The sequence below is a fragment of the Agrobacterium sp. 22-221-1 genome (genome assembly GCF_053522445.1).
Genome location: NZ_JBNWCL010000005.1, coordinates 264,526 through 288,598 on the forward strand (window position 1 = coordinate 264,526; position 24,073 = coordinate 288,598).

Annotated in this window: 24 protein-coding genes; 11 read left to right on the forward strand and 13 right to left on the reverse strand. The window is 61.1% G+C overall.

The features are described 5' to 3' along the window. Positions 1–182: 182 nt before the first annotated feature. From ACQZ5N_RS10410 to ACQZ5N_RS10420, 3 genes are read right to left on the reverse strand one after another with little or no spacing between them, the layout of a single operon-like run. The gene (locus tag ACQZ5N_RS10410; protein WP_137003715.1) at positions 183–890 is read right to left on the reverse strand and encodes a TIGR02281 family clan AA aspartic protease; all 708 of its coding nucleotides are present in this window, start codon (positions 888–890) and stop codon (positions 183–185) included. Beyond that, positions 887–1,078 carry a DUF1289 domain-containing protein gene (locus ACQZ5N_RS10415; RefSeq protein WP_448732828.1) on the reverse strand — a complete coding sequence of 64 codons (192 nt, stop codon included), beginning with the start codon at positions 1,076–1,078 and terminating at the stop codon, positions 887–889. Before ACQZ5N_RS10415 ends, ACQZ5N_RS10410 begins: the two co-directional genes overlap by 4 nt. Before the next feature lie 19 nt (positions 1,079–1,097). Further along, complete coding sequence (locus ACQZ5N_RS10420) at positions 1,098–1,883, reverse strand: adenosylcobinamide-GDP ribazoletransferase (protein ID WP_448732829.1); 786 nt, start codon at positions 1,881–1,883, stop codon at positions 1,098–1,100. 152 nt (positions 1,884–2,035) lie between these two features. On the opposite strand from ACQZ5N_RS10420, the gene cobT reads away from it, so the two are divergent. Continuing rightward, entirely contained in the window at positions 2,036–3,070 is a 1,035-nt protein-coding gene (cobT, locus tag ACQZ5N_RS10425; RefSeq protein ID WP_020012887.1) for a nicotinate-nucleotide--dimethylbenzimidazole phosphoribosyltransferase, read from the forward strand. A gap of 8 nt (positions 3,071–3,078) precedes the next feature. Then, a complete protein-coding gene (locus ACQZ5N_RS10430) occupies positions 3,079–3,483 on the forward strand; it encodes a diacylglycerol kinase (protein ID WP_448732830.1) in 405 nt (134 codons plus the stop codon). A 60-nt stretch (positions 3,484–3,543) separates the two neighbouring features. Here ACQZ5N_RS10430 and pdhS2 read toward each other — a convergent pair whose 3' ends face one another. Continuing rightward, on the reverse strand, positions 3,544–5,079 hold the full coding sequence (gene pdhS2 / locus ACQZ5N_RS10435) for a two-component system sensor histidine kinase PdhS2 (RefSeq protein WP_035262217.1): 1,536 nt from the start codon (positions 5,077–5,079) through the stop codon (positions 3,544–3,546). Positions 5,080–5,187: 108 nt separating this feature from the next. On the opposite strand from pdhS2, the gene ACQZ5N_RS10440 reads away from it, so the two are divergent. The 4 genes from ACQZ5N_RS10440 to ACQZ5N_RS10455 all read left to right on the forward strand — a co-directional run bounded on the left by ACQZ5N_RS10440 (position 5,188) and on the right by ACQZ5N_RS10455 (position 8,228). Further along, positions 5,188–5,781 (forward strand): thermonuclease family protein, encoded by a 594-nt coding sequence (locus ACQZ5N_RS10440; RefSeq protein ID WP_448732831.1) that lies wholly within the window; start codon positions 5,188–5,190, stop codon positions 5,779–5,781. Further along, a complete protein-coding gene (locus tag ACQZ5N_RS10445; protein ID WP_448732832.1) occupies positions 5,774–6,418 on the forward strand; it encodes a uracil-DNA glycosylase family protein in 645 nt (214 codons plus the stop codon). Before ACQZ5N_RS10440 ends, ACQZ5N_RS10445 begins: the two co-directional genes overlap by 8 nt. 70 nt (positions 6,419–6,488) lie before the next feature. Then, a complete protein-coding gene (locus tag ACQZ5N_RS10450) occupies positions 6,489–6,977 on the forward strand; it encodes an Lrp/AsnC family transcriptional regulator (RefSeq protein ID WP_003507846.1) in 489 nt (162 codons plus the stop codon). Positions 6,978–7,262: 285 nt separating this feature from the next. Continuing rightward, a complete protein-coding gene (locus ACQZ5N_RS10455; protein ID WP_269827506.1) occupies positions 7,263–8,228 on the forward strand; it encodes an aliphatic sulfonate ABC transporter substrate-binding protein in 966 nt (321 codons plus the stop codon). 147 nt (positions 8,229–8,375) lie between these two features. Here ACQZ5N_RS10455 and ACQZ5N_RS10460 read toward each other — a convergent pair whose 3' ends face one another. From ACQZ5N_RS10460 to ACQZ5N_RS10480, 5 genes are all read right to left on the reverse strand, one after another. Next, positions 8,376–9,200, reverse strand: coding sequence for a methyltransferase domain-containing protein (locus tag ACQZ5N_RS10460; RefSeq protein ID WP_448732833.1), 825 nt, complete (start codon positions 9,198–9,200; stop codon positions 8,376–8,378). Positions 9,201–9,284: 84 nt separating this feature from the next. Beyond that, the gene (locus ACQZ5N_RS10465) at positions 9,285–9,551 is read right to left on the reverse strand and encodes an usg protein (RefSeq protein ID WP_003522173.1); all 267 of its coding nucleotides are present in this window, start codon (positions 9,549–9,551) and stop codon (positions 9,285–9,287) included. Between the two features lie 168 nt (positions 9,552–9,719). Continuing rightward, a complete protein-coding gene (locus ACQZ5N_RS10470) occupies positions 9,720–10,550 on the reverse strand; it encodes an ABC transporter permease (protein WP_125146936.1) in 831 nt (276 codons plus the stop codon). Continuing rightward, positions 10,547–11,350, reverse strand: a complete 804-nt coding sequence (locus ACQZ5N_RS10475; protein WP_003525133.1) for an ABC transporter permease — start codon at positions 11,348–11,350, stop codon at positions 10,547–10,549. The genes ACQZ5N_RS10470 and ACQZ5N_RS10475 overlap by 4 nt, the downstream gene beginning before the upstream one ends. A 112-nt stretch (positions 11,351–11,462) precedes the next feature. Beyond that, entirely contained in the window at positions 11,463–12,236 is a 774-nt protein-coding gene (locus tag ACQZ5N_RS10480; RefSeq protein ID WP_003525132.1) for an ABC transporter substrate-binding protein, read from the reverse strand. A 336-nt stretch (positions 12,237–12,572) separates the two neighbouring features. On the opposite strand from ACQZ5N_RS10480, the gene ACQZ5N_RS10485 reads away from it, so the two are divergent. Further along, a complete protein-coding gene (locus ACQZ5N_RS10485) occupies positions 12,573–14,849 on the forward strand; it encodes an OmpA family protein (RefSeq protein WP_448732834.1) in 2,277 nt (758 codons plus the stop codon). Positions 14,850–15,135: 286 nt separating this feature from the next. Here ACQZ5N_RS10485 and ACQZ5N_RS10490 read toward each other — a convergent pair whose 3' ends face one another. Together ACQZ5N_RS10490 and ACQZ5N_RS10495 are read right to left on the reverse strand one after the other, a co-directional pair. After that, entirely contained in the window at positions 15,136–16,059 is a 924-nt protein-coding gene (locus tag ACQZ5N_RS10490) for a pseudouridine-5'-phosphate glycosidase (protein ID WP_003525163.1), read from the reverse strand. A 29-nt stretch (positions 16,060–16,088) separates the two neighbouring features. Then, positions 16,089–17,030, reverse strand: a complete 942-nt coding sequence (locus ACQZ5N_RS10495) for a carbohydrate kinase family protein (RefSeq protein ID WP_448732835.1) — start codon at positions 17,028–17,030, stop codon at positions 16,089–16,091. A gap of 246 nt (positions 17,031–17,276) precedes the next feature. On the opposite strand from ACQZ5N_RS10495, the gene recA reads away from it, so the two are divergent. The 3 genes from recA to ACQZ5N_RS10510 all read left to right on the forward strand — a co-directional run bounded on the left by recA (position 17,277) and on the right by ACQZ5N_RS10510 (position 21,745). Continuing rightward, entirely contained in the window at positions 17,277–18,368 is a 1,092-nt protein-coding gene (recA, locus tag ACQZ5N_RS10500; protein ID WP_059760399.1) for a recombinase RecA, read from the forward strand. A 231-nt stretch (positions 18,369–18,599) separates the two neighbouring features. Next, a complete protein-coding gene (alaS, locus tag ACQZ5N_RS10505; protein WP_448732836.1) occupies positions 18,600–21,263 on the forward strand; it encodes an alanine--tRNA ligase in 2,664 nt (887 codons plus the stop codon). Positions 21,264–21,361: 98 nt separating this feature from the next. Then, positions 21,362–21,745 carry a VOC family protein gene (locus ACQZ5N_RS10510; protein ID WP_448732837.1) on the forward strand — a complete coding sequence of 128 codons (384 nt, stop codon included), beginning with the start codon at positions 21,362–21,364 and terminating at the stop codon, positions 21,743–21,745. 76 nt (positions 21,746–21,821) lie between these two features. Here ACQZ5N_RS10510 and ACQZ5N_RS10515 read toward each other — a convergent pair whose 3' ends face one another. Then, positions 21,822–22,448 (reverse strand): glutathione S-transferase family protein, encoded by a 627-nt coding sequence (locus ACQZ5N_RS10515; protein WP_059760392.1) that lies wholly within the window; start codon positions 22,446–22,448, stop codon positions 21,822–21,824. Between the two features lie 371 nt (positions 22,449–22,819). Then, on the reverse strand, positions 22,820–23,356 hold the full coding sequence (locus tag ACQZ5N_RS10520) for an anthrone oxygenase family protein (protein WP_448732838.1): 537 nt from the start codon (positions 23,354–23,356) through the stop codon (positions 22,820–22,822). Between the two features lie 80 nt (positions 23,357–23,436). Between ACQZ5N_RS10520 and ACQZ5N_RS10525 the strand changes: the two genes are divergently transcribed. Beyond that, positions 23,437–24,060: a TetR/AcrR family transcriptional regulator gene (locus ACQZ5N_RS10525; protein ID WP_448732839.1), complete on the forward strand. Its 624-nt coding sequence runs from the start codon at positions 23,437–23,439 to the stop codon at positions 24,058–24,060. Positions 24,061–24,073 lie beyond the last annotated feature (13 nt).

Below are 24,073 nucleotides of genomic sequence, written 5' to 3' on the forward strand. Positions count from 1 at the left end.
CTGAATATGTAATCTTGTCTCATGGTCAGTGCGGCCTGTCAATGATTTGCCGAAGTGGCGGTATTTTTCGAGATAAGCCACTGCTTCAGCGGGTCAACGTTGACCAACCCTTTCTCGTTACTTCACATATATTGTGATGGGGGCGTTTGATCGCAAGATAAGACGCCTTCTCCGAGAGGAGCTTATCGATCCCGCAACCGCAATTCATCGGTCTGCATCTGCAGCGAACCGAGCGTCGACAGGAAGCTCATGCCGAGCAGGCTCTGGCCCAATTGGCCATCCTGCGCGACGAGGGCGGGGATGTTGCGTCGCATGATCGGGCCAATGCTGATTTCCGACAGGGTGACGGGGGCTGCCGCCGTGCGGCCATTCGCGGTCATCACCGGTACGGTGTAGCGGAGATTTGCGGTGTCGATGCCGATTGCGGCCGCATCCGCATTGGCGAGCACCACGGAACTTGCACCGGTATCGACCAGCATGTGGATCGTCTTGCCCTCGACGCCTACATTCGCTTCGAAATGGCCGCTCATCGACTTGTGCAGGACGATTTCCTGTTCGCCGCCGGCTGTCGTCACCACCACGGCGCGGCCGGGCATCAGGCCGCCCAGCAGCCGGTCGCCGAAGGATTGCAGGTCGTAGCGATAGAGATAGAGCGAGACGAGGCCGAGAATGATGACGAGCCAGACGGCGAGCTGGCGGATGACGGTGCCGAAACTGCCGCGTCTTCCCGCCAGAATGCCGGCCGATAATAGACCGGCAATGGGCAGGAGATAAAGCACGTGGGCGAATTGATCGTTATCGATGCCGAGCGTTCGGCCGCCGTCGTGATTGATGAGAAGCAGGCCAAGGCCGACGGCCAGCAGGAGGAGAACGATGGTCAGCCTGTTCATGCGGTATGCGTCTCCTTGGCGGCCTCGGGCAGGTTTGCCAGTCTTTGCGGCAGCAACCGCATGATTTCGCGGCGCTTCTCGTCGCTATACCCTGCCCAGCCGCCGATTTCATCCAGCGTCCGCCCGCAGCCGATGCAGAGGCTGCTGGTTTCATCGAGGCGGCAGATATGGATGCAGGGTGTTTCCATGATGATTTATATCAGGCCGTTACGCCGCAAGGGCAAGGGCGATGAGAATCACGATCTCCGTGATCTGCTGGCAGGCGCCGATGGTGTCGCCGGTATGGCCGCCGATCTTGCTGTCGCAAAGCTTGCCGAAAAGGACGGCCGCCAGAAAGGCTGCCGCCAGCACGAGGGCAATCGACAGGAGCGGCAGGGCGTGCAGCGTGAAGAGTGTGAAAAGCAGCAGCCCGATCACCAGCGCGATGTTGCGCTCGCTTGAGCCTGGCTGGCCGGCGCCGGCGGCGATGCCGGAGGTTTTGGCGGCGGGCAGGGATTGCCAGTGCCACACCATCAGGGCGCGGCTCAGGACAAGCGCGGCGATCAGGGCGGCGGCGGCGGTTTTTGCCGGCAGCGTCTCAATGAGCGAGGCGAGTGCGGTGGCGCGAAGCGCAAAGGAAAGGATCATGGCAATCGTGCCATAGCTGCCGATGCGGCTGTCCTTCATGATCTCAAGCATGCGGGCCTTCTCCTTGCCGCTGCCGAAACCATCGGCCATGTCGGCGAGGCCGTCTTCGTGCAGCGCGCCCGTGATGAGCGCCGTCAGGCCAATGACGAGCCAGCCGGTGAGCTGCGGAGAGGCGTCGAAGGCTGCGAAAACCACAATAAGGAAAGCGGCGGGCAGGGCGATCAGCAGGCCGGCGGCGGGAAAGGCGCGGGCGGTGCGGCGCATCGACACGCCGTCGGCATCATCGAAAAACCGCGAGGGAACGGGCAGGCGGCTCAGAAAGGCGAGGGAATGCATGACATCTGTTATAAAATCCCCGGCCTTCATGCTCTCTCCGTTGCAGTCGCTGCATTTCCGGTTGTTCCGCGGCGCATCCGCGATTATGAGAGGCGCAACAAAGACCGATTTGCCGGAAAACACAAGTTCCGGACGCATGAGCCGATGCGACAGCCAACCCGACGACGAGAAAGACAGATATCATGAGCATGAGCGGATTGCCCTTCGACGATTTCCGCGCGCTGCTGCGCGAGCTTCCCGGCCCGGATACGCACGCGCTTGTGGCGGCCAAGGAGCGCAATGCGCAGCTGACCAAGCCTGCCGGTTCGCTCGGACGTCTCGAAGAAATCGCCATGTGGCTGGCTGCCTGGTCCGGCCGTTCTCCGGCCGTCACCCGTCCGCTGGTGGCGATCTTCGCCGGCAATCATGGCGTTACCCGGCACGGCGTTACGCCCTATCCGACATCCGTGACCCAGCAGATGGTGGAGAATTTCGCGGCAGGCGGCGCGGCGATCAACCAGATCTGCGTTGCAAACGATCTTGGCCTGAAGATTTTCGATCTGGCGCTCGATTACCCGACCGGCGACATCACCTGCGAACCGGCGCTTTCCGAGCGCGACTGCGCCGCCACCATGGCCTTCGGCATGGAGGCGATTGCCGGCGGCACCGATCTTCTCTGCGTCGGCGAAATGGGCATCGGCAACACCACCATTGCGGCGGCGATCAATCTGGCGCTTTATGGCGGCACGGCGGAAGAATGGACCGGTCCGGGCACCGGTTCGGAAGGCGAAGTCATGGCTCGCAAGATCGCGGCGGTGAAGGCAGCGGTGGAGTTCCACAAGGATCATCTGTCCGATCCGCTGGAGATCATGCGCCGTCTCGGCGGACGCGAAATCGCAGCGATTGCCGGCGCCATCCTTGCCGCCCGCGTGCAGCGCATTCCCGTGCTGATCGACGGTTATGTGGCGACGGCCGCTGCCGCTCTCCTCAAGGCTGCCAATCCTTCGGCGCTCGACCATTGCCTGATCGGCCATGTCTCGGGTGAGCCGGGCCATCTGGCCGCCATTGAAAAGCTCGGCAAGACGCCGCTTCTGGCGCTTGGCATGCGTCTCGGCGAAGGCACGGGGGCAGCGCTTGCCGCCGGCATCGTCAAGGCTGCCGCCGCCTGCCATTCCGGCATGGCGACATTCGAAGCGGCGGGTGTGGACACCCGCATCAGTTCCCGCACCGACCATTGAGGCCGAAGATGGACCTGACGCCGCAAAAGAAGCAACCGGAACCCGCCTTTCGCAAGGAAAAAGGCTGGCGGCATCTTTTTGCCGCGGCGCGCTATTCCGTGCAGGGGCTTGGCCGGCTGTGGCAGGAAGCGGCGTTCCGGCATGAGGTTCTCGCCTTCGGCGTCGGGCTTGCCCTGCTTCTGATCGTCGGCGCACCCTTTGCGCATCTTCTCGTCTTTACGGTGCTGATGCTGTTGCTGTTTTCGGTCGAGGCGCTCAATACCGCCATCGAAGAGCTGGTGGATCGCATTTCGCCGGAAATCTCCTCGGTCGGGCGGCATGCCAAGGACCTCGGCTCCTTTGCCGTCTTCTGCCTGTTGATGGCGAACGGATTTTTCGTGCTGTATTCGCTGGTAACGACGCTGTTCTTCTGAAGTTGTTAGCCTCAAGGCATTTCCGGACGGAAAACCGGGGCCACTTTTCCTTGAAATACCCTAAGCGAAGGACCGCCGGCGCGGCTGGATGGCGTGGGTTTCTTCCACGGCCGGCAGGCTCTGCAGCACGCGTTTGGCCGGCAGGATGGCGATGCCTTCGGTGCCCTCGCGCAGTTTCGATTTCAGGATGAACTGGCCGTCATGCTTGGCGAGAATGGCCTGAACGATGGGCAGGCCAAGGCCGGTTCCCTGTTCGGCGCTCTTGATCGCGATCGATCCCTGACCGAAGGCGGACAGCACCACGGGAATTTCGTCCTCGGGAATGCCGGGGCCGTTATCCCTGATCGAGACATATTGGCCGCCGCCCGCCGTCCAGCCGGCTTTCACGAGGATTTCACCGCCCTGCGGCGTGAATTTCACGGCGTTGGACAGCAGGTTGAGGATGACCTGACGGATGGATTTCTCATCGGCCCAGACCTGCGGCAGGCTGTTTTCGAACTGCTGGGAAATTTTGATGTTCTTGGCGCGGGCGCGAAGCTGGATCATGCCGATGCAATCCTCGGCGATTTCCAGCATTGAGATCGCTTCTTCGTTGAGGTCATAGCGGCCGGCTTCGATGCGCGACAGGTCGAGGATTTCGTTGATGAGATCAAGCAGATGCTGGCCGGAGCGATGGATATCGCCGGAATATTCCTTGTAGAGCGGATTGTTGAGCGGGCCGAGCACCTCTGATGACATGACCTCGGAGAAACCGAGAATGGCGTTGAGCGGGGTGCGCAGCTCGTGCGACATGGAGGCGAGAAAGCGCGATTTCGCCAGATTGGCCTCTTCCGCGCGCCGCCGCGCCTCGTCCGAAACCGAGTTCGCGACTTCGAGTTCGGCGATCAGGTCGTCCTTTTCCGTCTGCGAGGAGAGGAGCTTGATGCTGGTCTGGTAAAGGCGGCTGGTGATGCGATGACAGAAGAGGATGGCCATGCCGAACATCAGCGCGAGACCGACATCGAAAGGATTGCGCGAAATGGCCGATGTCATGCAGAGAGCCGCCAGCACCGGCAAAAAGGTCATGAAGGTCGCCCGTCGCAGCATGAAATTGGCCATGGCGGTGAGCGAAAGCGCGATCAGCAGCGTCGAGCCCTTGAAGAAAAGCACGAGCGTCGGGTCGTTGCGCACCGGTTCGGCCAGCGCAAACATCGCCCAGGCGCAGCCGATGAGGATCTGCATGCCGAGAAAGAGACTTTTCCAGTGCTGAAGATTGTCGGCCGTGATTTCCTGTTTTGCCGCCCGCTTGGCCAAGAGCAGGGAAAAGGCGTGGAAGCTCAGCGCAATCAGCGACCAGATGATCAGGCTGATGTCGCGGGTTATATAAAGGCCGATGATGGAGGCGAGCAGGATGAAAAGCGGCATGATCATCGCGCCCTGCAGGGTTTCGGCGATGTGCATGGTCAGCATTTCGCGTTCATAGGCGTCGCTTGCGCCGGCCCCCTGCTGCAGGCGTTCACGCGTCGTCTTCACCGTGTCGAAGACCGCCTTGTTGCGGTGCTTTTTCGACCGGTCGACGATGATCTTGTCGGTGGACGTGCTGACGCTTTTACTCATTGTTACAACGCAGGGTGACATGAACCCTTGCAGACTACGCGCAAAATCTTAAGAAGATGCTGCCGTGAAAGGATTTGTTTGCCATTTCTGACAAGGGTTTGTTGTTACATGAGACGAAATGGAGGCAAGGGCAGGCGGTTTTCGGCATTTCGCGATGGCGGGCTTTTTCTCGCCACGGTTTTTCTCGGCATTCTGATCGCGGCCAAGCTCGACCAGATCAACAGCGAAACCTATAGCGGCCGCTTCTTCGTGATCGATGGCGATACGCTGTCGAAGGGTGAGGAACGTTTCCGGCTGCTTGGCATCGATGCGCCGGAGCTTGCGCAGACATGCCTGCGCGGCAGCGAAAGCTGGCCGTGCGGCGCGGAAGCGCGTCGTGTCCTGCAAAGGCTGGCCGGGGCTGAGGATTTTTCCTGTTCCGGCAGTTCCAGGGACCGTTACGGGCGGCTGCTGGTTTATTGTTCCGCCGGCGGCAGGGATGTCTCATCGGAAATGGTGTCGGCGGGTTTTGCCGTCGCATCCGGTTATTTCCAGTTCTCCAGCGAGCAGGCGGCGGCGCGCAGGCAGGCACTGGGCATCTGGGCGGGAGAATTCGAGAAACCGTCGCAGTGGCGGCGGGAACACCGTGCCGCGGATCTGGAAACGCCGGCGGCGGGTTTCCTCACCATTGTCCGTCATCTTCTGGGGTGGGATCATGGTTGAGCTAGCAGCGGTGCGTGATGACGGGCTCGACGGACTACGCGGCGAAATCGCCGGCTGTCGTCTCTGTCGCGACAAGCCGCTCAGGGGAATGGCCGATCGCCTGCCGCACGAACCCCGGCCGGTGGTCGTCATGTCGACCAAGGCGCGCATCCTGATTGCCGGGCAGGCCCCGGGGCTTCGCGTGCATGAAACGGGGCTGCCGTTCAACGATGCCTCGGGCGACCGGCTGCGCCAATGGCTGAACGTCGACCGGCAGACATTTTACGATCCGGATCGTTTCGCCATCGTGCCCATGGGCTTCTGTTTTCCCGGTTATGACGACAAGGGCAGCGACCTGCCGCCCCGGCGCGAATGTGCGCCGCAATGGCGTGAGCGGGTAATAATGGCGATGCCGCAGGTGGAGCTGATCCTCGCCATTGGCCAATATGCACAGGCTTTTCATCTGGGTGAAAGGCGGCGCAAGACCATGACGGCAACGGTGCAGGACTGGCGCGGCTTTCTCCATGCCAATTCCGGCCCCGGCATTTTTCCCCTGCCGCATCCAAGCTGGCGCAATACCGGCTGGCTGAAAAAGAACCCATGGTTCACGGAGGAACTGCTGCCGGTTCTGCGACAACATGTGGAAATGCGGCTTTAGTGAAACAATTTTCTGTTTTTCTGCAAAAATTAGTGTATTGAAAGGAAATTAATTCAGGAGGATAGACGCATTGGATCGCCTAGACCGTAAGATTTTGCGCATTCTGCAAGAGGATTCCACGCTGGCCGTTGCCGATCTGGCGAAAAAGGTCGGCCTTTCCACGACGCCCTGTTGGCGGCGTATCCAGAAGATGGAGGAAGACGGCGTTATTCGCCGGCGCGTGGCGCTGCTCGATCCGGTCAAGGTCAACACCAAGGTCACGGTTTTCGTCTCCATCCGCACCGCCTCCCATTCCATCGAATGGCTGAAGCGTTTCTCCGAGGTGGTTTCCGAGTTTCCGGAAGTCGTCGAATTTTACCGCATGAGCGGCGATGTCGATTATCTGCTGCGCGTCGTGGTGCCTGATATTGCGGCCTATGACGCCTTCTACAAGCGCATGATCGCCAAGATCGAAATTCGCGACGTGTCCTCCGCCTTCGCGATGGAGCAGATCAAATATACGACCGAGCTGCCGCTCGATTACATGCTGCTGGACAATCCGAAATCCGGCGAGGAGTGATCCGCCGCCGGTCAGTTTTTCGACCAATGCCCTTTCCGGTTGCCGGGGAGGGCATTTTCATTTGCGGGTTGTTTTTCCCGTCGATCTGGCCCGTCAGGGGCTGATCCAGCCGGAAGGTCCATCCGGTAGCCCCCGCCGGGGCGCGACAATTCTATTCCGCCCATCGTGGCAAATTCGCACATTCAATTCTCCCGGCGCTGTCTCCGCGCAAACTGCGATTTTGATAAAATCTCTCGAATATCTACGCTTTTACTGTCGAAGGATGGAATAGCGAGGGATATCCATATGCTTACACGACGCGGAACATTGGGACTGATTGCAGGTGCGACCGGGGCGGTGTTTCTGCCGCATATCCGGCGGGCGAGTGCCGCAACCACCACATTGCGGATTGGCTGGCAGAAGAATGGCGTGATAGCGCTCGCGAAAAGCCAGGGCGCGCTCGAAGCGTTGCTGAAGGATCGCGGCATCGAGGTCAAATGGTCGGAATTTTCCTCCGGGCCGCCGCTTCTCGAAGCGTTGGGTGCCGGCGCGCTGGATATCGGCCCGACCGGCGATGTGCCGCCGCTTTTCGCGCAGGCCGCCGGTGGCAATCTGCGTTATGTGGGTACTTACAAAGCGGCGGCCGGCGGATCGGCCATCCTCGTGCAGAAGGATTCGCCGCTGAAGACGCTGGAAGACCTGAAAGGCAGGAAGGTCGCCTTCAAGCGCGGCTCCAGCGCGCATAATGTCACCGTCAAGGCGTTGCGAAAGGCAGGGTTGACGTTGAATGACATTACGCCGGTCGATCTTGCCCCACCGGATGCGGCCGCCGCCTTCCGCAGCGGCAGCATCGATGCCTGGTCGATCTGGGATCCTTATTTCGCCGTGGCGGAAAAGGAGCCGACGACGCGGGTTCTCTCGACCGCCGAAGGCATCGTCGATCCGTGGAGCTATTTCCTTGCCAATGGCGATTTCGTGGAGACCAATCCCGATCTCGTGCCGCTGATCCTCAAGGAGCTGGCGAATGTGGGTGCGAAAGCGCAGGCCAATATCGATGCAACGGCAAAGTCGCTGGCGTCGATCACCGGCGTTCCCGAAGATGTCACCAAGGTCTCGCTGACGCGCCCGGGCGCCGATCTCGGGCGGGTTTCGCTGGTTCCGGATGAGGCCATCGCCTATCAGCAGGCGCTTGCGGATGAGTTCTACGATCTGAAGATCGTGCCGAAGAAACTCAACGTGGCGGATATCGTCTGGCGGCCGAAGGCGAGCTGAGCGGGTCGGAAAAGGTGAGTCTCTTCAACCCGCTGGCGGGTGTTGCTGAGAGGTTGATTCAGCAATGTTCCTTAAACGTAGGGCGAGCATGTCCCGCTTGTTTCTTCTCCCCGGCGGGGAGAAGAAATCTGCCGCAATGTTAGGGCATCAGCCCTTGAGCTTGGCGATCACCAGATGGCCGGGCGTCGGATTGCCGTCCTGCATGCGCACGTTGATGTCGGTCACCTCAAGAACCTCGAAACCGGTCGCCGCCAGTCTTTCGCGGACATAGGTTTCCGCATGGGCGAAACGCTGGTGCGGGCCGACCATATAGGGGCGTCCGGCCAGGGTCGCTTCGGGCAGGGTTTCCGACGAGAAGATCAGCAGGCCGCCGGCATTGAGGTTTTCGGCGGCGCCGAAAAACAGCGGTTCCAGCGCGCCGAGATAGGGCAGCACATCGGTGGCGGTGATGATGTCAAAAGGTTCGTCGTCATTATCCTCGAGAAAATCCTCGGCTTCGGCGACGTAGAGCGTCTCGTAGAGATACTTCTCATGGGCGATTTCGACCATGTTTTCGGAAATATCGATGCCGGTGATATCGTCGGCCATGTCGCGCAGCGCTTCGCCGGTGAGACCGGTGCCGCAGCCGAGATCGAGCAGGCGCTTGAAGGGGCCGAGGTTCAGCGTCTGCAGCCGCTGGCGCACCATCATCGGTACGGCGTAACCGAGCTGTTCGACAAGAATATCTTCGAAAGCTTCGGCATGCTGGTCGAACAGGGTTTCGACATAGGCGTCGGGCGCCTTCGGCGGGGTTTCGCCCCGGCCCATGGCGGCGATGCGCACGGCCGCTCCGCCGTGATCGTCGGGATCGATGGCCAGAACCTCTTCATAGGCCTTCACCGCCGCGTCCACGTCGCCGGCTTTTTCAAGCGCGAGCGCGCGGTTATAGGCCTCGGCAAGCGCCTCTTCGTCGATTTTCTGGTTCTTCGTCATCGTGCCTTATCCGTCAGCATCTTCAGTTGAGGTTTGCTGTAAGCCGCATCGGGGACGGGCGCAATGTTTATGTGGCGCGACGGCTCAGTGGATGATGAACTCCCCCTTGAGCGCGCGCCATTCCTGCGCCGAGATTACCTGCCGGTGCACGTAGCGGACGGAGTGCAAAGGACCGTCGAGCTTTTCCTTCCAGAATTTGAGGAAGCCATGCATCTCAGGGAAGTCCGGGGCAAGATCGTAGTCCTGCCAGACATAGGTCTGGAGAACCAGCGGATGATCCGGCAGGCGATAAAATATCTGGGCGGTGGTGAGGCCGTAGCCTCTCAGCATCATTTCCATGTCCTTGTTCATGACGGCGGTTCCCGTTTCCATGATTGCCGATCACAGCGTTACCGCTGTATCGAATATGGGAACACGTCATGGTTAATCCAAGCTTGCCAAAGACATGGGTTGTCACAAAATATTTATATTTTTCAAAATGTTGGCAGCCTTCATTGATGAGTGCTGCCAACGTTGCGACTAGCGCTTGAGATGCCGGGTCAGGCGGGCTTCCAGCCATGCCCAGACATGCCGCAGCGTTTCGACGATCGTCAGGTAGAAGATCGCGGCCCAGAGATAGGCCTGATAGTCGAAGGTGCGGGAAAAGGCGTAGCGGGTCTGGCCCATCAGGTCGAAGACCGTGACGATGGAGACCACCGCCGAACCCTTGATCATCAGGATGATTTCGTTGCCATAGGGACGCAGCGCCACGATCAGCGCCTGGGGCAGGATGATCTTGCGGAAAGTGACGAGTTTCGACAGGCCGAGCGAGGCGGCGCCCTCATGCTGGCCGCGCGGCACGCTGCGGATCGCGCCGCGCAGGATTTCGGCCTGATAGGCGGCGGTGTTGAGGGTGAGCGACAACAGGCCGCAATACCAGGCCTCGCGGAAGAACCACCACAGGCCGACGGTTTCCAGCCCCTGGCGGAAACTGCCGAGGCCGTAATAGATCAGGAAAAGCTGCGCCAAAAGCGGCGTGCTGCGGAAGACGTAGACATAGGCATAGGCCAGCGCGCCGATGATGCGGTTTTCCGACATGCGGCCGAAGGCGATCGGCACGGAAAGAATGGCGCCGAGAATGATCGAGCTGCCGACGAGGGTGATGGTTGTGATGAGACCGTCGATATAGCGCGGCCCGTAACGCTGGAATTTGTCCCAGTCCCAGCCCTCGATCATGGCGAAGATCAGCCCGGCGGCGAGCAGCAGCCAGAGCGTGATGACGGCGATGCCGACGATGCGCGAAATATTGAGCGGCTTGTCCGCAACGGCCGGGGCGGGGCGGGGTGGAATGAGTTCCTGAATATGGCTCATCGGCTTACCTCCGACTTGCGCGACCAGCGATCGATGAAGCCGATGCCGATGGAGGAAAGCAGCGCGAGGATGAGGTAGAGCAGGCAGGCGATGCCATAGAAGAAGAAGGCTTCCTTGCTGACGCGGGCGGCGATGCCGGTCTGGCGAACGATATCGGCAAGGCCGATGATCGAGACGTAGGACGTGTCTTTGAGCAGGATGACCCAGAGATTGGTCATGCCGGGAAGGGCGATCCTGACCAGTTGCGGAATGATGATGAGTACCATGGTGCGGCCCCGCGAAAGCCCCAGTGCCGCACCCGCTTCATATTGCCCCTTCGGTATGGCCTTGAAGGCGGAGAGCAGCACTTCGGACGCATAAGACGAAAACACCACGGACAGCGCCACCATGCCCGCCACGAAGGCGTTGATCTCGACCGGACCGGTGATGCCGACATAACCGGCCACCGATTGCAGCAGCATCTGAATGCCGTAATAGACGATGAAGAGCGTCAGGAGTTCCGGCAGGCCGCGGAAGATGGTGGTGTAGATGCCGGTCGCCAGCCGCAGCGATTTTTCTTCCGATTGTGCGGCGAGCGCGATGAGAAAACCGATCAGCAGCCCGACGGGCAGGGTGGCGAGCGCCAGCGAGATGGTGACCTTGACGCCGAAGGCGATTTCATCGCCCCAGCCCGCATCGCCGCAGGCGACCAGGGTGCCGTTTCCGAAAAGCGAGAAGAGACCGACCGGCCCGCAGAAGGGATCGAGAAGTGTCGAGACATAGGTCCAGAACGCACCTATGGCGGAAAATGCTCCGCTCATGCCAATTTTCCCCTGCGGTCTTAAGCCGCCGTGATTGTTATCGTGACGTTTTCAAACAAAAATGGCGGAAGGGCAAGCCTTCCGCCACGAGATTTCAACAGATGGAACGGGCTTACTCGCCGTAAACGTCGAAATCGAAGTATTTTTTGTTGATCTCCTGATACTTGCCGCTGGCGCGAATGCCGGCGATGGCGGCGGTGAACTTGTCGGCAAGCGCCGTGTCACCCTTGCGGACGGCAACGCCCGCGCCATTGCCGTTGATCTCGACATCGACCGGAAGCGGCGTCAGGATCTTGCAGCAGGCGCCCGCATCCGTCTTCAGCCATTCCGACAGAACGACGATATCGTCGATGACGGCGTCGATACGGCCATTGGCGATGTCGAGCTTATATTCGTCGGCGGTCGGATACATCTTCACGTCGGCATCGGGGAAATGCTTTTCGGCATAGTTGGAGTGGGTGGTGGAACCCTGCGCGCCGAGCGACTTGCCTTTCAGATCGTCGACGGACTTGATCGGCGAATCCTTCGGCACGGCGATGGCCGGCGGGGTGTTGTAATATTTCTTGGAGAAGTCGACCTTCTCGAGACGCTCGGGCGTGATCGACATGGACGCGATGATGGCGTCGAACTTCTTGGCCTGAAGGGCGGGAATGATGCCGTCCCAGTCATTGGTGACGAAGGTGCACTCGGCCTTCATTTGTTCGCACAGCGCCTTGGCGATGTCGATGTCGAAGCCGGTCAGCGTGCCGTCGGCTTCGAGATTGTTGAAGGGCGGATAGGCGCCTTCGGTGCCGATGACGATCTTGTCCTGCGCGAGGGCTGCGCCGGAAAACAGCGAGATGGCGGCAATCGATACGGCTGCGAGCAGACGGGTGGAAATAGGCATTTCGATCCTCTCTTTTGGTCGTTCATCCGCGGTCTGTTGTTGTTGTCAGTGCGGACGCCATGGGCGCAGGGCGCAGCGGATGATGCCGCCTGTAGCCTTCAGCGCGGATGCGATTATTCATCCGGTTGGTCAAAAAATGCAACTGCAATATTAGTGACCGCGATTGTGCCGCAGAGCTTCCACGAAAACGCCTTGATCTGTTCATTTCCGGTACAGAAGGCTTTGTCCATCATGGGAACCGAAGTGTGTGCGAGGCGTTGACCAGCGCCTGCACGCGCAGCCGGAATCAAGATGTCGCAAGACTGGCGACCAATAATGGCAGATGAGGAAACACCGATGCTGAAGAAGAACACATTGCTGACGGGGGTGGTTTTCCCCCTCATGTCGCTGGCGATTGCGGTCGAGCCGGCCGCGGCCGGTTTTGCCGGTGCTGCGCGGGCGCAGACGCCCGTGTCGCAGGCGCTTCCCGGCGATGCTGCGACCGGCCGGATGATTCTGGCGCAGGCGCAGCCGGAAGAACCGAACCCGGAAGAGGAACTGCGCAAGCGTCGCAAGCAGGCCGAAGAGGCGCAGCCGCAGGCCGAGCCGCAACGACAGGAGCGTGCGCCGGAGCCGCAGCGTGAACCGGAGCCCAAGCGCGAAGCCGCGCCTGCCGAACCGCGCCCTGAGCCGCAGCGGGAACCGCAGCCCGAACCCCAGCGGGAACCGCAGCAGCGTGAGGCCCGCCCGGAGCCCGCGCCGGCCGAGCAGCCGCAGGAGCGTCCCCGCAAACCCGAACGCGCACAGGAGCCGCAGGGCGAGGGCGAACAGCGCCCCGCACGCCAGCGCGAGGCCGCGCCCGAAGCCGCGCCCGAAGCCGCACCGGCCGAAGAGCAGCCGAAGGAACGTCCGCGCAAGCCGGAACGGGCCGAGCAGCCCGCAGGTGAGGGCGAGCAGCGTCCCGAGCGTCCCCGCAAGGAGCGCGCGAAGGAACCTGCTGCCGAACAGGAGCCCGCAGCACGCCCTGAAAATGCCGGCGAGCCGGCCAAGCCCCGCGAACCGGCACCCGCCAAAAAGCCACCGGTAGAGGAAAAGGCCCCGGAACAGAAAGCCGAGCCGGCCGAAAAAGCCGTTCCGGAGAAAAAGCCGGCCGCCCCCGAGCCCGCCGCGAAGGAAGCACCGGTTCCGACCGAAGCGCCGACGCCCGCGCGTCCGCCGGCACCTGAAGCCCAGCCCGACCCCGCACCGGGCCGTCAGCCTTCGGAACAGCCGCCGGTAGAGGGTCAGGGCAGAACCGAACCCGCAGCCCCGCTGCCAGGCGCGCCGACGCCGCCGCCGAGCGGTACGACAACCGGACAGGCGCCGGCCGGCGAACCCGTTCCCAATCAGGTTGCTGTTCCGCAGACGGAAGCGCCGCCGATGACGAAGGAAGAGCTGGACAAGGCCAAGGCAATCGCCAAGGACCCGTCCAAGACCGCCGATACCGTCATTCTGCCGGTCGACAAGGGTGCCGCCGTTCTCGACAGTGACAAGGAAGTGGAACGTTCCGGCAACCGCCAGACCCGCGAGGAGCGCCGTCGTGAACGCGAACAGGCCGGTGACGTAAAGGTTCCGACCTCCGACGCCGAGGCGCAGCGCGCCGGCGCCGCCGAAGGCAAAGCCCCGCCGCCGCCCGTCAAGATGGAAGCCATCACCTCGCAGCAGGGCGAGCGTGTCGACCGCCGCCCGCAATATGAGCGGCCGGAAGGCGTGCGCGAATGGCAGCCGCGCGAAGGCCGCCCGCGTGACCGCGACCGCGATGCGCCGATCATCCTGCAATTCGGCGACCGTGTCGTGGTGCGCGGCGACGACAACCAGCGCTTCATTCGCGATGGCGGCGAGCCCTATTACGAGCGTCTGCCCGGCGGCCGTGTCCGCGAAACCGTGGAGCGTCGTGACGGAACGCAGGTGGTGACGATCCGCAACCGATATGGCGACGTGATCCAGCGCTCGCGCATCGACGATCGCGGCCGCGAATATGTGCTGTTCTATGCACCGGAGCTGATGGAAGATCCCGACCGCGATTACGTCTATCGCGATCCGGGCCTCGACCTGCCGCCGATGCGCCTGCGCATTCCCGTGACGGACTACATCATCGACACCTCGAGCGATCCGGACCGCGATTATTACCGCTTCCTGGAACAGCCGCCGGTCGAGCCGGTGGAGCGTGTCTATTCGCTGGACGAAGTGCGTTATTCGGCCCGTATCCGCGACAAGGTGCGCCGTATCGACCTCGATACCATCACTTTTGCCACCGGCAGCGCCGAAATCCCGATGACGCAGGCCCGTTCGCTGCGCAAGGTGGCGGATGCGATCAACAAGGCGCTGGACAAGAACCCGGGTGAAACCTTCCTGATCGAAGGCCATACCGACGCCGTCGGCTCGGATGAAAGCAACCTCGTGCTTTCCGACGAACGCGCCGCTTCCGTCGCCAACGTCTTGACCGATGTTTACGGCATTCCGCCGGAAAACCTCGCGACGCAAGGTTATGGTGAGCGTTACCTGAAGGTCCAGACGCTCGGCCCGGAACAGCAGAACCGCCGCGTCACCATCCGCCGCGTGACGCCGCTGGTGAAGCCGGTCGCCCAGAAGTGACTAGGTTCTGATGAAAAACAAAGGCCCGGAAAGCGCAGGCTCTCCGGGCCTTTTTGTTGCTTACGATGTCCCCAGCGCCGAGGCGTTTGGCAAAGCTTGATCATCCGCAATCCGTCACCCCGGACCAGATCCGGGGTCCAGCGTGATCAAGTCCTTGATCACGAAAGACTCTTTCACGGCGCAGACACGCCGTGGCTGGATGCCGGATCTAGTCCGGCATGACGGAGGAGAGGTTTTCGACCCCTGCCATCACCCGCAAACTTGAGGATGATCCCAAACCCGGCGGTTAGTTCAGCGCCACCGCGATTTCCGCAGCCAGCTGCGCATTGTTGCGCACCAGCGCGATATTGGTTTCCAGGCTGCGGCCATCCGTCAGGCGGAAGATGTCGCCAAGCAGGTAGGGGGTGACTTCCTTGCCGGTGATATCGTCGCGTTCGGCGTGGGAGATGGCGCGGTTGATGTAGATTTCCATCTCCTCGCGCGGAATTTCGTCCTCTTCCGGCACGGGATTGGCCACCAGCATACCGCCCTCGATACCCAACTGTTCGCGGGTTGTCTGGAAATTGGCGATTGCCGCCGGGCTGTTGAGCGAGAGCGGGCTTGGCAGGCCGGAGGAGCGCGACCAGAAAGCCGGGAATTCTTCCGAGCCGAAAGTGACGACCGGTACGCCATTGGTTTCGAGAACCTCAAGCGTCTTCGGAATATCGAGAATGGCCTTGGCGCCGGCGCAGACGACGATCACGCCGGTTTTCGCAAGCTCGGTCAGATCGGCGGAGATGTCGAAGGTCTCTTCCGCGCCCTTGTGCACGCCGCCGATGCCGCCGGTGGCGAAAACGCGGATGCCGGCGCGGGCGGCAGCGATCATGGTGGCGGCCACCGTGGTGGCGCCGGTGCGGCGCTCGGCGATCGCGAAGGCGATATCGGCGCGCGAGACCTTCATGGCGTCGGTGGTCTGGGCCAGCGCCTCGAGCTGGTCTTTCTCAAGACCGATATGCAGGGTGCCGTGAATGACCGCGATGGTGGCCGGAACCGCACCCTGATCGCGGATGATCTGTTCGACGCTTTCCGCCATCTCGATATTGCCGGGATAGGGCATGCCGTGGGTGATGATGGTCGATTCAAGCGCCACGATCGGCGCACCGCGCTGCTTGGCGGCGGCGACTTCCTGAGAATAGACGATGGGCAGGAGCGGGGAGATAGGGCGGGTCATTTCATCTGTTCCAGTTTTTAAAAGCGGGTTCATGCCAGCATTTCAGCCCGGGGAACAAGCCCCAACATGGCTTCGACACTGTCTTTTGATAGGTCCTGGGAGGTGGCGAAGGGCGATTGCACGGTGATGGCGGCTGCCGCCGCGCCTTGCCTCAACGCTTCCGCAATCGTCTTTCCCTCGGCGATGGCGGCGAGATAACCCGACGCCATGGCGTCGCCCGCGCCGGTCACGTCCTTCACCTCGCGGATGAGGGGCGGATGGAGGATCGCCGTTTCCGTCCTGCTGAAGGCCACCACCTCGCTTGCGCCGCGGGTAACGACGCCGCCGGCAAGCCCGGCCTTGCGTAGGATGTCGGGCCAGTCGCGGACATTGGCCGCCGTCTCGCCGGTCAGCGCGCGGGCTTCCGCCTCGTTCATGAAGAGGATGTCGATATCGCCGAGCGCCGCTTTCAGCTTCACCGCCTTGGCGGGGGATATGGCGATGGCCGCCAGCGGCTTTTCGCAGGCGCGGGCGACGAGGCCGAGCGCCGTCAGCGTGTCTTCCGGCAGATTGGCGTCGCAGAGCAGGATATCGCTCGCCGTGATCGCCTCGCGCACGGCGCGTATCTTGAGGCGGCGCGGGGTGAAGAGCTTGTAGAGGTCCATATCGGCAAGCGCGATGACGAGATTGCCGTCACGCTCCAGAATGGCGGTGTAGCTTGGCGTGCGGCGATCCAGGAAGGTGAAGGGCGTGTCTTCCACACCCGCCTGCCGTGCGGCCTCCGCCACCGCCTCACCGGTGACGTCGCCGCCGCGCGGGGCGATGATGCGGACCTGAAAACCGAGGCGGGAAAGATTGCGCGCGGCGTTGAAACCGCCGCCGCCGGCCTCTTCCATCCAGGAGCCGGGGTTGCTCGCGCCGGGCGCCGTCTCAGTCTCGATCATGCCGCGCCTGTCGATATGCGCGCCGCCCAGAACGAGTATTTTCTTCACGCTTGCGTTTCCCTCTTTGGCGGATGGAAAGACCGGACGATTCGGCCTAAACTGACGTCTTCCTGACCTCGCATCCGGTTTGCGGCCATAGGCCGGGCACGGAAAAACGAAAGCAGAACAAACGACTTATCGCTATTTGTTTTCAATATGCTGGCTCAGCCTTGCGAAATGAGAACAAATAGAGTACATACCGTTTCCATACTGCTTCATTGCCTGTGCGGCTTCAATAACCTAAAGGTGGTTCGGATGGCACAAAATTCTTTGCGTCTCGTAGAGGATAAATCGGTGGATAAAAGCAAGGCACTGGAAGCGGCGCTCTCCCAGATCGAACGGTCGTTCGGCAAGGGATCGATCATGAAGCTCGGTTCCAATGAAAATGTGGTTGAAGTGGAGACCGTTTCGACGGGTTCGCTCAGCCTGGATATCGCGCTCGGCATCGGCGGTCTGCCGAAGGGGCGCATCATTGAAATTTATGGCCCGGAAAGCTCGGGCAAGACGACGCTGGCATTGCAGACCATTGCCGAAGCCCAGAAGAAGGGCGGCATCTGCGCCTTCGTGGACGCCGAACATGCGCTCGATCCGGTCTATGCCCGCAAGCTCGGTGTGGATTTGCAGGGCCTTCTGATCTCGCAGCCCGATACGGGTGAACAGGCGCTGGAAATTACCGATACGCTGGTGCGTTCCGGCGCGGTTGACGTGCTGGTCGTCGACTCCGTTGCGGCGCTGACGCCGCGGGCGGAAATCGAAGGCGAAATGGGCGATAGCCTGCCGGGTCTTCAAGCGCGTTTGATGAGCCAGGCACTGCGCAAGCTGACCGCGTCGATCTCCAAGTCCAAGTGCATGGTGATCTTCATCAACCAGATCCGCATGAAGATCGGCGTCATGTTCGGTTCGCCGGAAACGACGACGGGCGGTAACGCGCTGAAGTTCTATGCGTCCGTTCGTCTCGACATCCGCCGTATCGGCGCCGTCAAGGAGCGCGAAGAGGTTGTCGGCAACCAGACGCGCGTCAAGGTCGTCAAGAACAAGATGGCGCCGCCCTTCAAGCAGGTGGAATTCGACATCATGTATGGTGAAGGCGTTTCCAAGACCGGTGAGCTTGTCGATCTCGGCGTGAAGGCCGGCATCGTCGAGAAGTCCGGTGCATGGTTCTCCTATAACAGCCAGCGTCTGGGGCAGGGGCGTGAAAACGCCAAGATATTCCTGCGTGACAATCCGGAAACGGCCAATGAGATCGAACTGGCGCTGCGCCAGAATGCGGGCCTGATCGCTGACCGCTTCCTGCAGAATGGCGGGCCGGACGCCGGCGAAGGCGACGACGGCTCCGACGAAGGCTGACACCTTCCGTGAAGGCTCGGGCATTGCCGCCCGCAGACTTTGCCGAACTGGTATAGATCAAAAAGGGTCGTGCGATTTTTCTTCGCGTGGCCCTTTTTATTTGCCTATATGTCTTGCTTCGCCTCCATGGCTGGACAGGGCAGGATGCGAACGATAAAAGCCAGTGATTTTGCAATAAAGCCATCGTTCCCGATGGCAATGATGGACTCCAGCTGTGAGCGGTGTGTGGGCATGAGCGGTGTGAATGAAATTCGGTCGACCTTTCTCGACTACTTCAAGAAGAACGGACACGAGATCGTGCCCTCCAGCCCGCTGGTGCCGCGCAACGATCCGACACTGATGTTCACCAATGCCGGCATGGTGCAGTTCAAGAACGTCTTCACCGGTCTTGAAAGCCGTCCCTATTCCACGGCCGCTTCGGCGCAGAAATGCGTGCGTGCCGGCGGCAAGCATAACGACCTCGACAATGTCGGTTATACCGCCCGTCACCACACGTTTTTCGAAATGCTCGGCAATTTCTCCTTCGGCGATTACTTCAAGGAAGAAGCGATCACCCATGCCTGGAACCTGATCACCAAGGAATTCGGCATCGACCGCAACCGTCTGCTGGTCACCGTCTACCACACCGACGACGAGGCCTTTAACCTTTGGAAGAAGATCGCCGGTTTCTCCGACGACCGTATCATCCGCATTCCGACCAGCGACAATTTCTGGGCGATGGGCGATACCGGCCCCTGCGGCCCCTGTTCTGAAATCTTCTACGATCATGGCGATCATATCTGGGGCGGCCCGCCCGGCTCGCCGGAAGAAGATGGCGACCGTTTCATCGAAATCTGGAACCTCGTCTTCATGCAATATGAGCAGCTGACGAAGGAAGAGCGCATCGACCTGCCGCGTCCGTCAATCGATACCGGCATGGGCCTTGAGCGTATTTCGGCGCTGCTGCAGGGCAAGCATGACAATTACGATACGGACCTGTTCCGCGCGTTGATTGCCGCTTCCGTGGAAGCGACCGGCGTTCCGGCCGAAGGTGAAAAGCGCGCCAGCCACCGCGTCATCGCCGACCATCTGCGCTCGTCCGCCTTCCTGATCGCCGATGGCGTCCTGCCGTCGAACGAAGGTCGCGGTTATGTCCTGCGCCGCATCATGCGCCGCGCCATGCGCCATGCCGAACTTCTCGGCGCGCGCGAGCCGCTGATCTACAAGCTGCTGCCGGCGCTGGTGCAGCAGATGGGCCGCGCCTATCCGGAGCTGGTGCGCGCCGAGGCGCTGATTTCCGAGACGCTGAAGCTTGAGGAAACCCGTTTCCGCAAGACGCTGGAACGCGGCCTGTCGCTGCTCTCCGACGCCACCTCGACGCTGCACAAGGGCGACATGCTGGATGGCGAAACCGCCTTCAAGCTTTACGACACCTATGGTTTCCCGCTGGACCTGACGCAGGATGCGCTGCGCGCCCGCGAAATCGGCGTCGATATTTCCGGCTTCACCGATGCGATGGAGCGCCAGAAGGCGGAAGCCCGCTCGCACTGGGCCGGTTCCGGCGACAAGGCGACCGAGACCGTCTGGTTCGAGCTCAAGGAAAAGCTCGGCGCGAGCGAATTCCTCGGTTACGACACCGAAACCGCCGAAGGCGTCATCCAGGCGATCGTCAAGGACGGCAAGGCCGTGGATAGCGCTGCCGATGGCGAGACGGTGCAGGTCGTCGTCAACCAGACGCCGTTTTATGGCGAGTCCGGCGGCCAGATGGGCGATACCGGCGTGATCTCCGGCGACAATGGCGCCTTTGCCGTTTCCGATACCCAGAAGAAGGGCGAAGGCCTCTTCGTGCATTTGGGCACGGTCTCCAAGGGCGGCCTCAAGGTGGGCGATGCCGTGCAGCTGACGGTCGATCATGACCGCCGCTCGCGCCTGCGCGCCAACCATTCCGCCACCCACCTGTTGCACGAGGCGCTGCGCGAAGTGCTCGGCACCCATGTTGCCCAGAAGGGTTCGCTGGTTGCGCCTGAGCGCCTGCGTTTCGACGTTTCGCATCCGAAGCCGATGTCGGCCGAGGAGCTGAAGGTCGTCGAAGAAATGGCGAACGAAATCGTGCTGCAGAACTCGCCGGTCGTGACGCGCCTGATGAGCGTCGACGACGCCATTGCCGAGGGCGCCATGGCGCTGTTCGGTGAAAAATACGGCGACGAAGTTCGCGTCGTCTCCATGGGCACCGGCCTGCATGGCGCAAAAGCCAACCGTCCCTATTCCGTCGAGCTTTGCGGTGGCACGCATGTGGCGGCCACCGGCCAGATCGGCCTCATCCGCATTCTCGGCGAAAGCGCCGTCGGTGCGGGCGTGCGCCGTCTCGAAGCCGTGACCGGGCAGGGGGCGCTTGCCTATCTGGCCGAACAGGATGAGCGGGTGAAGGCGCTTGCTTCTTCGCTGAAGGTTCAGCCGGGCGATGTACTGTCGCGTGTCGAAGGTCTGCTCGATGAGCGCAAGAAGCTGGAGCGCGAGCTTGCCGATGCCCGCCGGAAGCTTGCCATGGGCGGCGGTTCGGCGGATGCCGGCGCAAGCGATGTCAAGCAGGTTGCTGGCGTCAACTTCCTGGCAAAATCCATGTCCGGTATCGATGCCAAGGACCTCAAGGGTCTTGCCGATGAGGCCAAGGCCAATCTCGGCTCGGGCGTCGTGCTGCTGATCGCCGTTTCCGAAGACGGCAAGGCAAGCGCTGTCGCTGCCGTGACCGAAGATCTGACGGCCCGTTTCAGCGCTGTCGATATCGTCCGCACTGCTTCCGCCGCACTTGGCGGCAAGGGCGGCGGCGGCCGACCGGATATGGCGCAGGCCGGCGGCCCGGATGGCGCCAGGGCGCAGGATGCCATCGAAGCGGTGGCGGCGGCGTTGGCTGCCTGATCGGCGTGAATTGAAGAGGGTGGGGTTTTACCCCGCCTTTTTTGTTTCCGCCTTCAAAGGCAAGATGGTTGCGTGCCGAGGACGCGACGGGGGAAGCGATGCGCTTTGTAAATCCTATTCCTTTCGTGCGCGATGTCGGCCGTTCGAAGGCGTTTTATCGTGACAGGCTCGGCCTGAAGATTGTCGAGGATTTCGGAAACTTTGTCCTCTTTGAAAGCGGTTTTGCAATCCACGAGGGGCGGTCGCTCGCGGAGACGGTCTGGGGCACATCGTCGAGCGCGGAAGAACCCTATGGCAGACGGAATATGCTGCTTTATTTCGAACATGCGGATGTCGATGCGGCTTTTCGAAATATCGCGCCGCATGTGGAGCTTATCCATCCTCTCAAGCGACAGGCCTGGGGACAGAGGGTTTTTCGTTTTTACGATCCGGACGGGCACGCGATAGAGGTCGGGGAGCCGCTCGGCCAGTCCGGTACATAACCCGCCGCGATGATCGATCGGATATTCGATTTTCGGGCGGGCTATTGTTTATCGGTAGCGGCGTGGCTGACCGGTCTTATCCGGTTGCCTGCAAGTCCTTCGCCGCTTCCTCGTCGAGCTGGGCGGCCCGCTTGTAGGCCGGGCGGTCGGTGAGGTGCGCCATGTAGTCGAGAAAGGCCGGGCGTTTTTCGATGGTGCCGAAATGCAGGCCCCAGCCGATATGGGCGCCGACATAGACATCCGCCGCCGTGAAGAGATCGCCGGCGATGAAGCGATTTTCGCTGACGGCCCGCTCAAGCGTATTCATCACATCCGCATAGCTGCCGCAGCCGGCCATGCGCAGCTTCTCCTTGGGCACTTCGAAACCCATCGCCTTCATGCTCGCCGCCATTTCCAGCGGGCCTGCGGCGAAGAACATCCAGCGATAATAAAGCCCGCGCGCCTTGGGTGTGGGCGCAAGGTTCGCGCCGGGAAAGGCATCGGCGAGATAGGCGCAGATCGCCGCCGCCTCGGTGACGATGGTATCGCCGTGTTTGATGGCGGGCACCTTCGCCATCGGATTTATCAGCCGGTAGGCGGGCGATTTCATCGAGGTCTCGAAGCCCAGTATTTCCGTTCGGTATGGAACGCCCACTTCCTCAAGCATCCATCGCGCGATGCGTCCGCGCGACATGGGGTTGGTGTAGAAGATCAATTCACTCATGCTTTTGCCTCCCCAAGCAAAATCGTCGAAGCATCATGGGAAAACCGATGCGGATTTCGCGCCTGCGCTTCGCATTTTTAAAGTTCGCAACATCCTTCGCGTGTTTCCTAAGATCGCGCCGATGCTCCGATGAACGTTTGACTGTGCCGGGCAAGTTATGTGCAAGTAGATGCTGTTTAAGCTTTGTCTTATTGTTGTACTGGCCGCAGCACGCGGAATCGAAGTCTGCGCCTAGTACAACGGCTAATCAAGATACTGTGAACAAAAAAGAAAACCCGGCATCGCGCCGGGTCCGGGTTCGCTCCTATCGCCGCCCGTCAGCCATCAATCGCATTGGCGGCCGGTGCTTTGGAAAGAGAAGCTATTGCAGTTTAGTGGGTTGGTTTTCTTCCCGCATGCCTCGTTGCCGCGAGCAGCGCCAGAAAAAATGCGACCGTGGTGAGCACGGTGCGGAGAAGGTTGGAAAGTGCCCAGCGGTCCAGCAGTTCCTGCCAGTCGGTCGGCACGTCGGCGGTAACAGTCTTGAAAAACTCGTTGATCGGAACATTGACCATTCGCGTCTGAATGACGACGACGGTGTAGATGATCAAGGCCAATAACCATAGCAGCCTGTTGTTGCGATCAACGACCACGGCGGCGAGAAGGGCCGCCAGCGGTGCAAAGAAGGCGGTGAAGAAGACGCCGTTGCGGACGCTGATATTGATGCCGTTGAATGCCGGAATGAAGATATCGGCCTCCAGTTGCTGGAAAGCCATCATCACGGGGTTGCTGAAGGCGAAAAAGAATCCGGCCATCACGCCAAGGCTCAGCGGAGCAACGATGCGCAAGACCGATATTGCCGGTTCTCTTGCGATGGCGAGCGCGGGGAAATGCCTTGTTCTGATCTCGTGCAGAAATGAGCTGGACATCAAAACCTCCGTCAAATAACCGTACATATGCGTACGGAATATCCGTACGCATATGTACGGTTACTGTCAAGGAAGTGCGGATGCGAAATGAAAGCAGGGAATTGCGCCGGCGCGAGATTGTCGAACATGCCTTCGCCATGCTTGCCAGGGATGGATATGCCGCCTTTTCCATGCAGGCGCTGGCGAAGGTGAGCAGGTCCTCCAAGGAAACGCTCTATGGCTGGTTCGGCGGCAAGGCCGGGCTTTACGAAGCCATGGTCGAAGAAAATGCCGCAAGGCTGGTATTGCCGTCGGCGGAAGCGGCCGATGGCGTGAGGGAGCTTTCCCGTTTCGGGGCTGAACTATTGTCGATGCTTCTCGGGGAGCGGGCGGTGCTGCTCAATCGGGTTGCGGCGGCGGAAGCCGGCGGTGACGCCACGCTTGGAGCATTTCTGGCGGAAAAGGGTCGTGACCACGTCATGCCGAAGCTTGCGGCGTATTTTCAGGCGCTGGCAAAACAGGGCGTCACGGATATTGCGGCAGCGGAAGAGCCTGCGGAAATCTGGCTGTCGCTTCTGGCAGGGGATTTGCAAATAAGGCGTGCGACGGGAGCGATTGGCCTTCCGACGCAAGAGGAGATAGACGCTCGCTCGGCCCGCGCCGCTCAACTGACGTTTCAGCTCTACGGTACAAATAAAAAACCCGGCGCTGAGGCCGGGTTTTGAAGTCGCTGGGAAG

What these genes read in the sequence shown, in the direction of transcription:
- ACQZ5N_RS10410 (WP_137003715.1), bottom strand. Translation starts at nt 890, where the DNA reads ATGAACAGGCTGACCATCGTTCTCCTCCTGCTGGCCGTCGGCCTTGGC.
- ACQZ5N_RS10415 (WP_448732828.1), bottom strand. Translation starts at nt 1,078, where the DNA reads ATGGAAACACCCTGCATCCATATCTGCCGCCTCGATGAAACCAGCAGC.
- ACQZ5N_RS10420 (WP_448732829.1), bottom strand. Translation starts at nt 1,883, where the DNA reads ATGAAGGCCGGGGATTTTATAACAGATGTCATGCATTCCCTCGCCTTT.
- cobT (WP_020012887.1), top strand. Translation starts at nt 2,036, where the DNA reads ATGAGCATGAGCGGATTGCCCTTCGACGATTTCCGCGCGCTGCTGCGC.
- ACQZ5N_RS10430 (WP_448732830.1), top strand. Translation starts at nt 3,079, where the DNA reads ATGGACCTGACGCCGCAAAAGAAGCAACCGGAACCCGCCTTTCGCAAG.
- pdhS2 (WP_035262217.1), bottom strand. Translation starts at nt 5,079, where the DNA reads ATGAGTAAAAGCGTCAGCACGTCCACCGACAAGATCATCGTCGACCGG.
- ACQZ5N_RS10440 (WP_448732831.1), top strand. Translation starts at nt 5,188, where the DNA reads ATGAGACGAAATGGAGGCAAGGGCAGGCGGTTTTCGGCATTTCGCGAT.
- ACQZ5N_RS10445 (WP_448732832.1), top strand. Translation starts at nt 5,774, where the DNA reads ATGGTTGAGCTAGCAGCGGTGCGTGATGACGGGCTCGACGGACTACGC.
- ACQZ5N_RS10455 (WP_269827506.1), top strand. Translation starts at nt 7,263, where the DNA reads ATGCTTACACGACGCGGAACATTGGGACTGATTGCAGGTGCGACCGGG.
- ACQZ5N_RS10460 (WP_448732833.1), bottom strand. Translation starts at nt 9,200, where the DNA reads ATGACGAAGAACCAGAAAATCGACGAAGAGGCGCTTGCCGAGGCCTAT.
- ACQZ5N_RS10465 (WP_003522173.1), bottom strand. Translation starts at nt 9,551, where the DNA reads ATGAACAAGGACATGGAAATGATGCTGAGAGGCTACGGCCTCACCACC.
- ACQZ5N_RS10470 (WP_125146936.1), bottom strand. Translation starts at nt 10,550, where the DNA reads ATGAGCCATATTCAGGAACTCATTCCACCCCGCCCCGCCCCGGCCGTT.
- ACQZ5N_RS10475 (WP_003525133.1), bottom strand. Translation starts at nt 11,350, where the DNA reads ATGAGCGGAGCATTTTCCGCCATAGGTGCGTTCTGGACCTATGTCTCG.
- ACQZ5N_RS10480 (WP_003525132.1), bottom strand. Translation starts at nt 12,236, where the DNA reads ATGCCTATTTCCACCCGTCTGCTCGCAGCCGTATCGATTGCCGCCATC.
- ACQZ5N_RS10485 (WP_448732834.1), top strand. Translation starts at nt 12,573, where the DNA reads ATGCTGAAGAAGAACACATTGCTGACGGGGGTGGTTTTCCCCCTCATG.
- ACQZ5N_RS10490 (WP_003525163.1), bottom strand. Translation starts at nt 16,059, where the DNA reads ATGACCCGCCCTATCTCCCCGCTCCTGCCCATCGTCTATTCTCAGGAA.
- recA (WP_059760399.1), top strand. Translation starts at nt 17,277, where the DNA reads ATGGCACAAAATTCTTTGCGTCTCGTAGAGGATAAATCGGTGGATAAA.
- alaS (WP_448732836.1), top strand. Translation starts at nt 18,600, where the DNA reads ATGAGCGGTGTGAATGAAATTCGGTCGACCTTTCTCGACTACTTCAAG.
- ACQZ5N_RS10510 (WP_448732837.1), top strand. Translation starts at nt 21,362, where the DNA reads ATGCGCTTTGTAAATCCTATTCCTTTCGTGCGCGATGTCGGCCGTTCG.
- ACQZ5N_RS10515 (WP_059760392.1), bottom strand. Translation starts at nt 22,448, where the DNA reads ATGAGTGAATTGATCTTCTACACCAACCCCATGTCGCGCGGACGCATC.
- ACQZ5N_RS10520 (WP_448732838.1), bottom strand. Translation starts at nt 23,356, where the DNA reads ATGTCCAGCTCATTTCTGCACGAGATCAGAACAAGGCATTTCCCCGCG.
- ACQZ5N_RS10525 (WP_448732839.1), top strand. Translation starts at nt 23,437, where the DNA reads ATGCGAAATGAAAGCAGGGAATTGCGCCGGCGCGAGATTGTCGAACAT.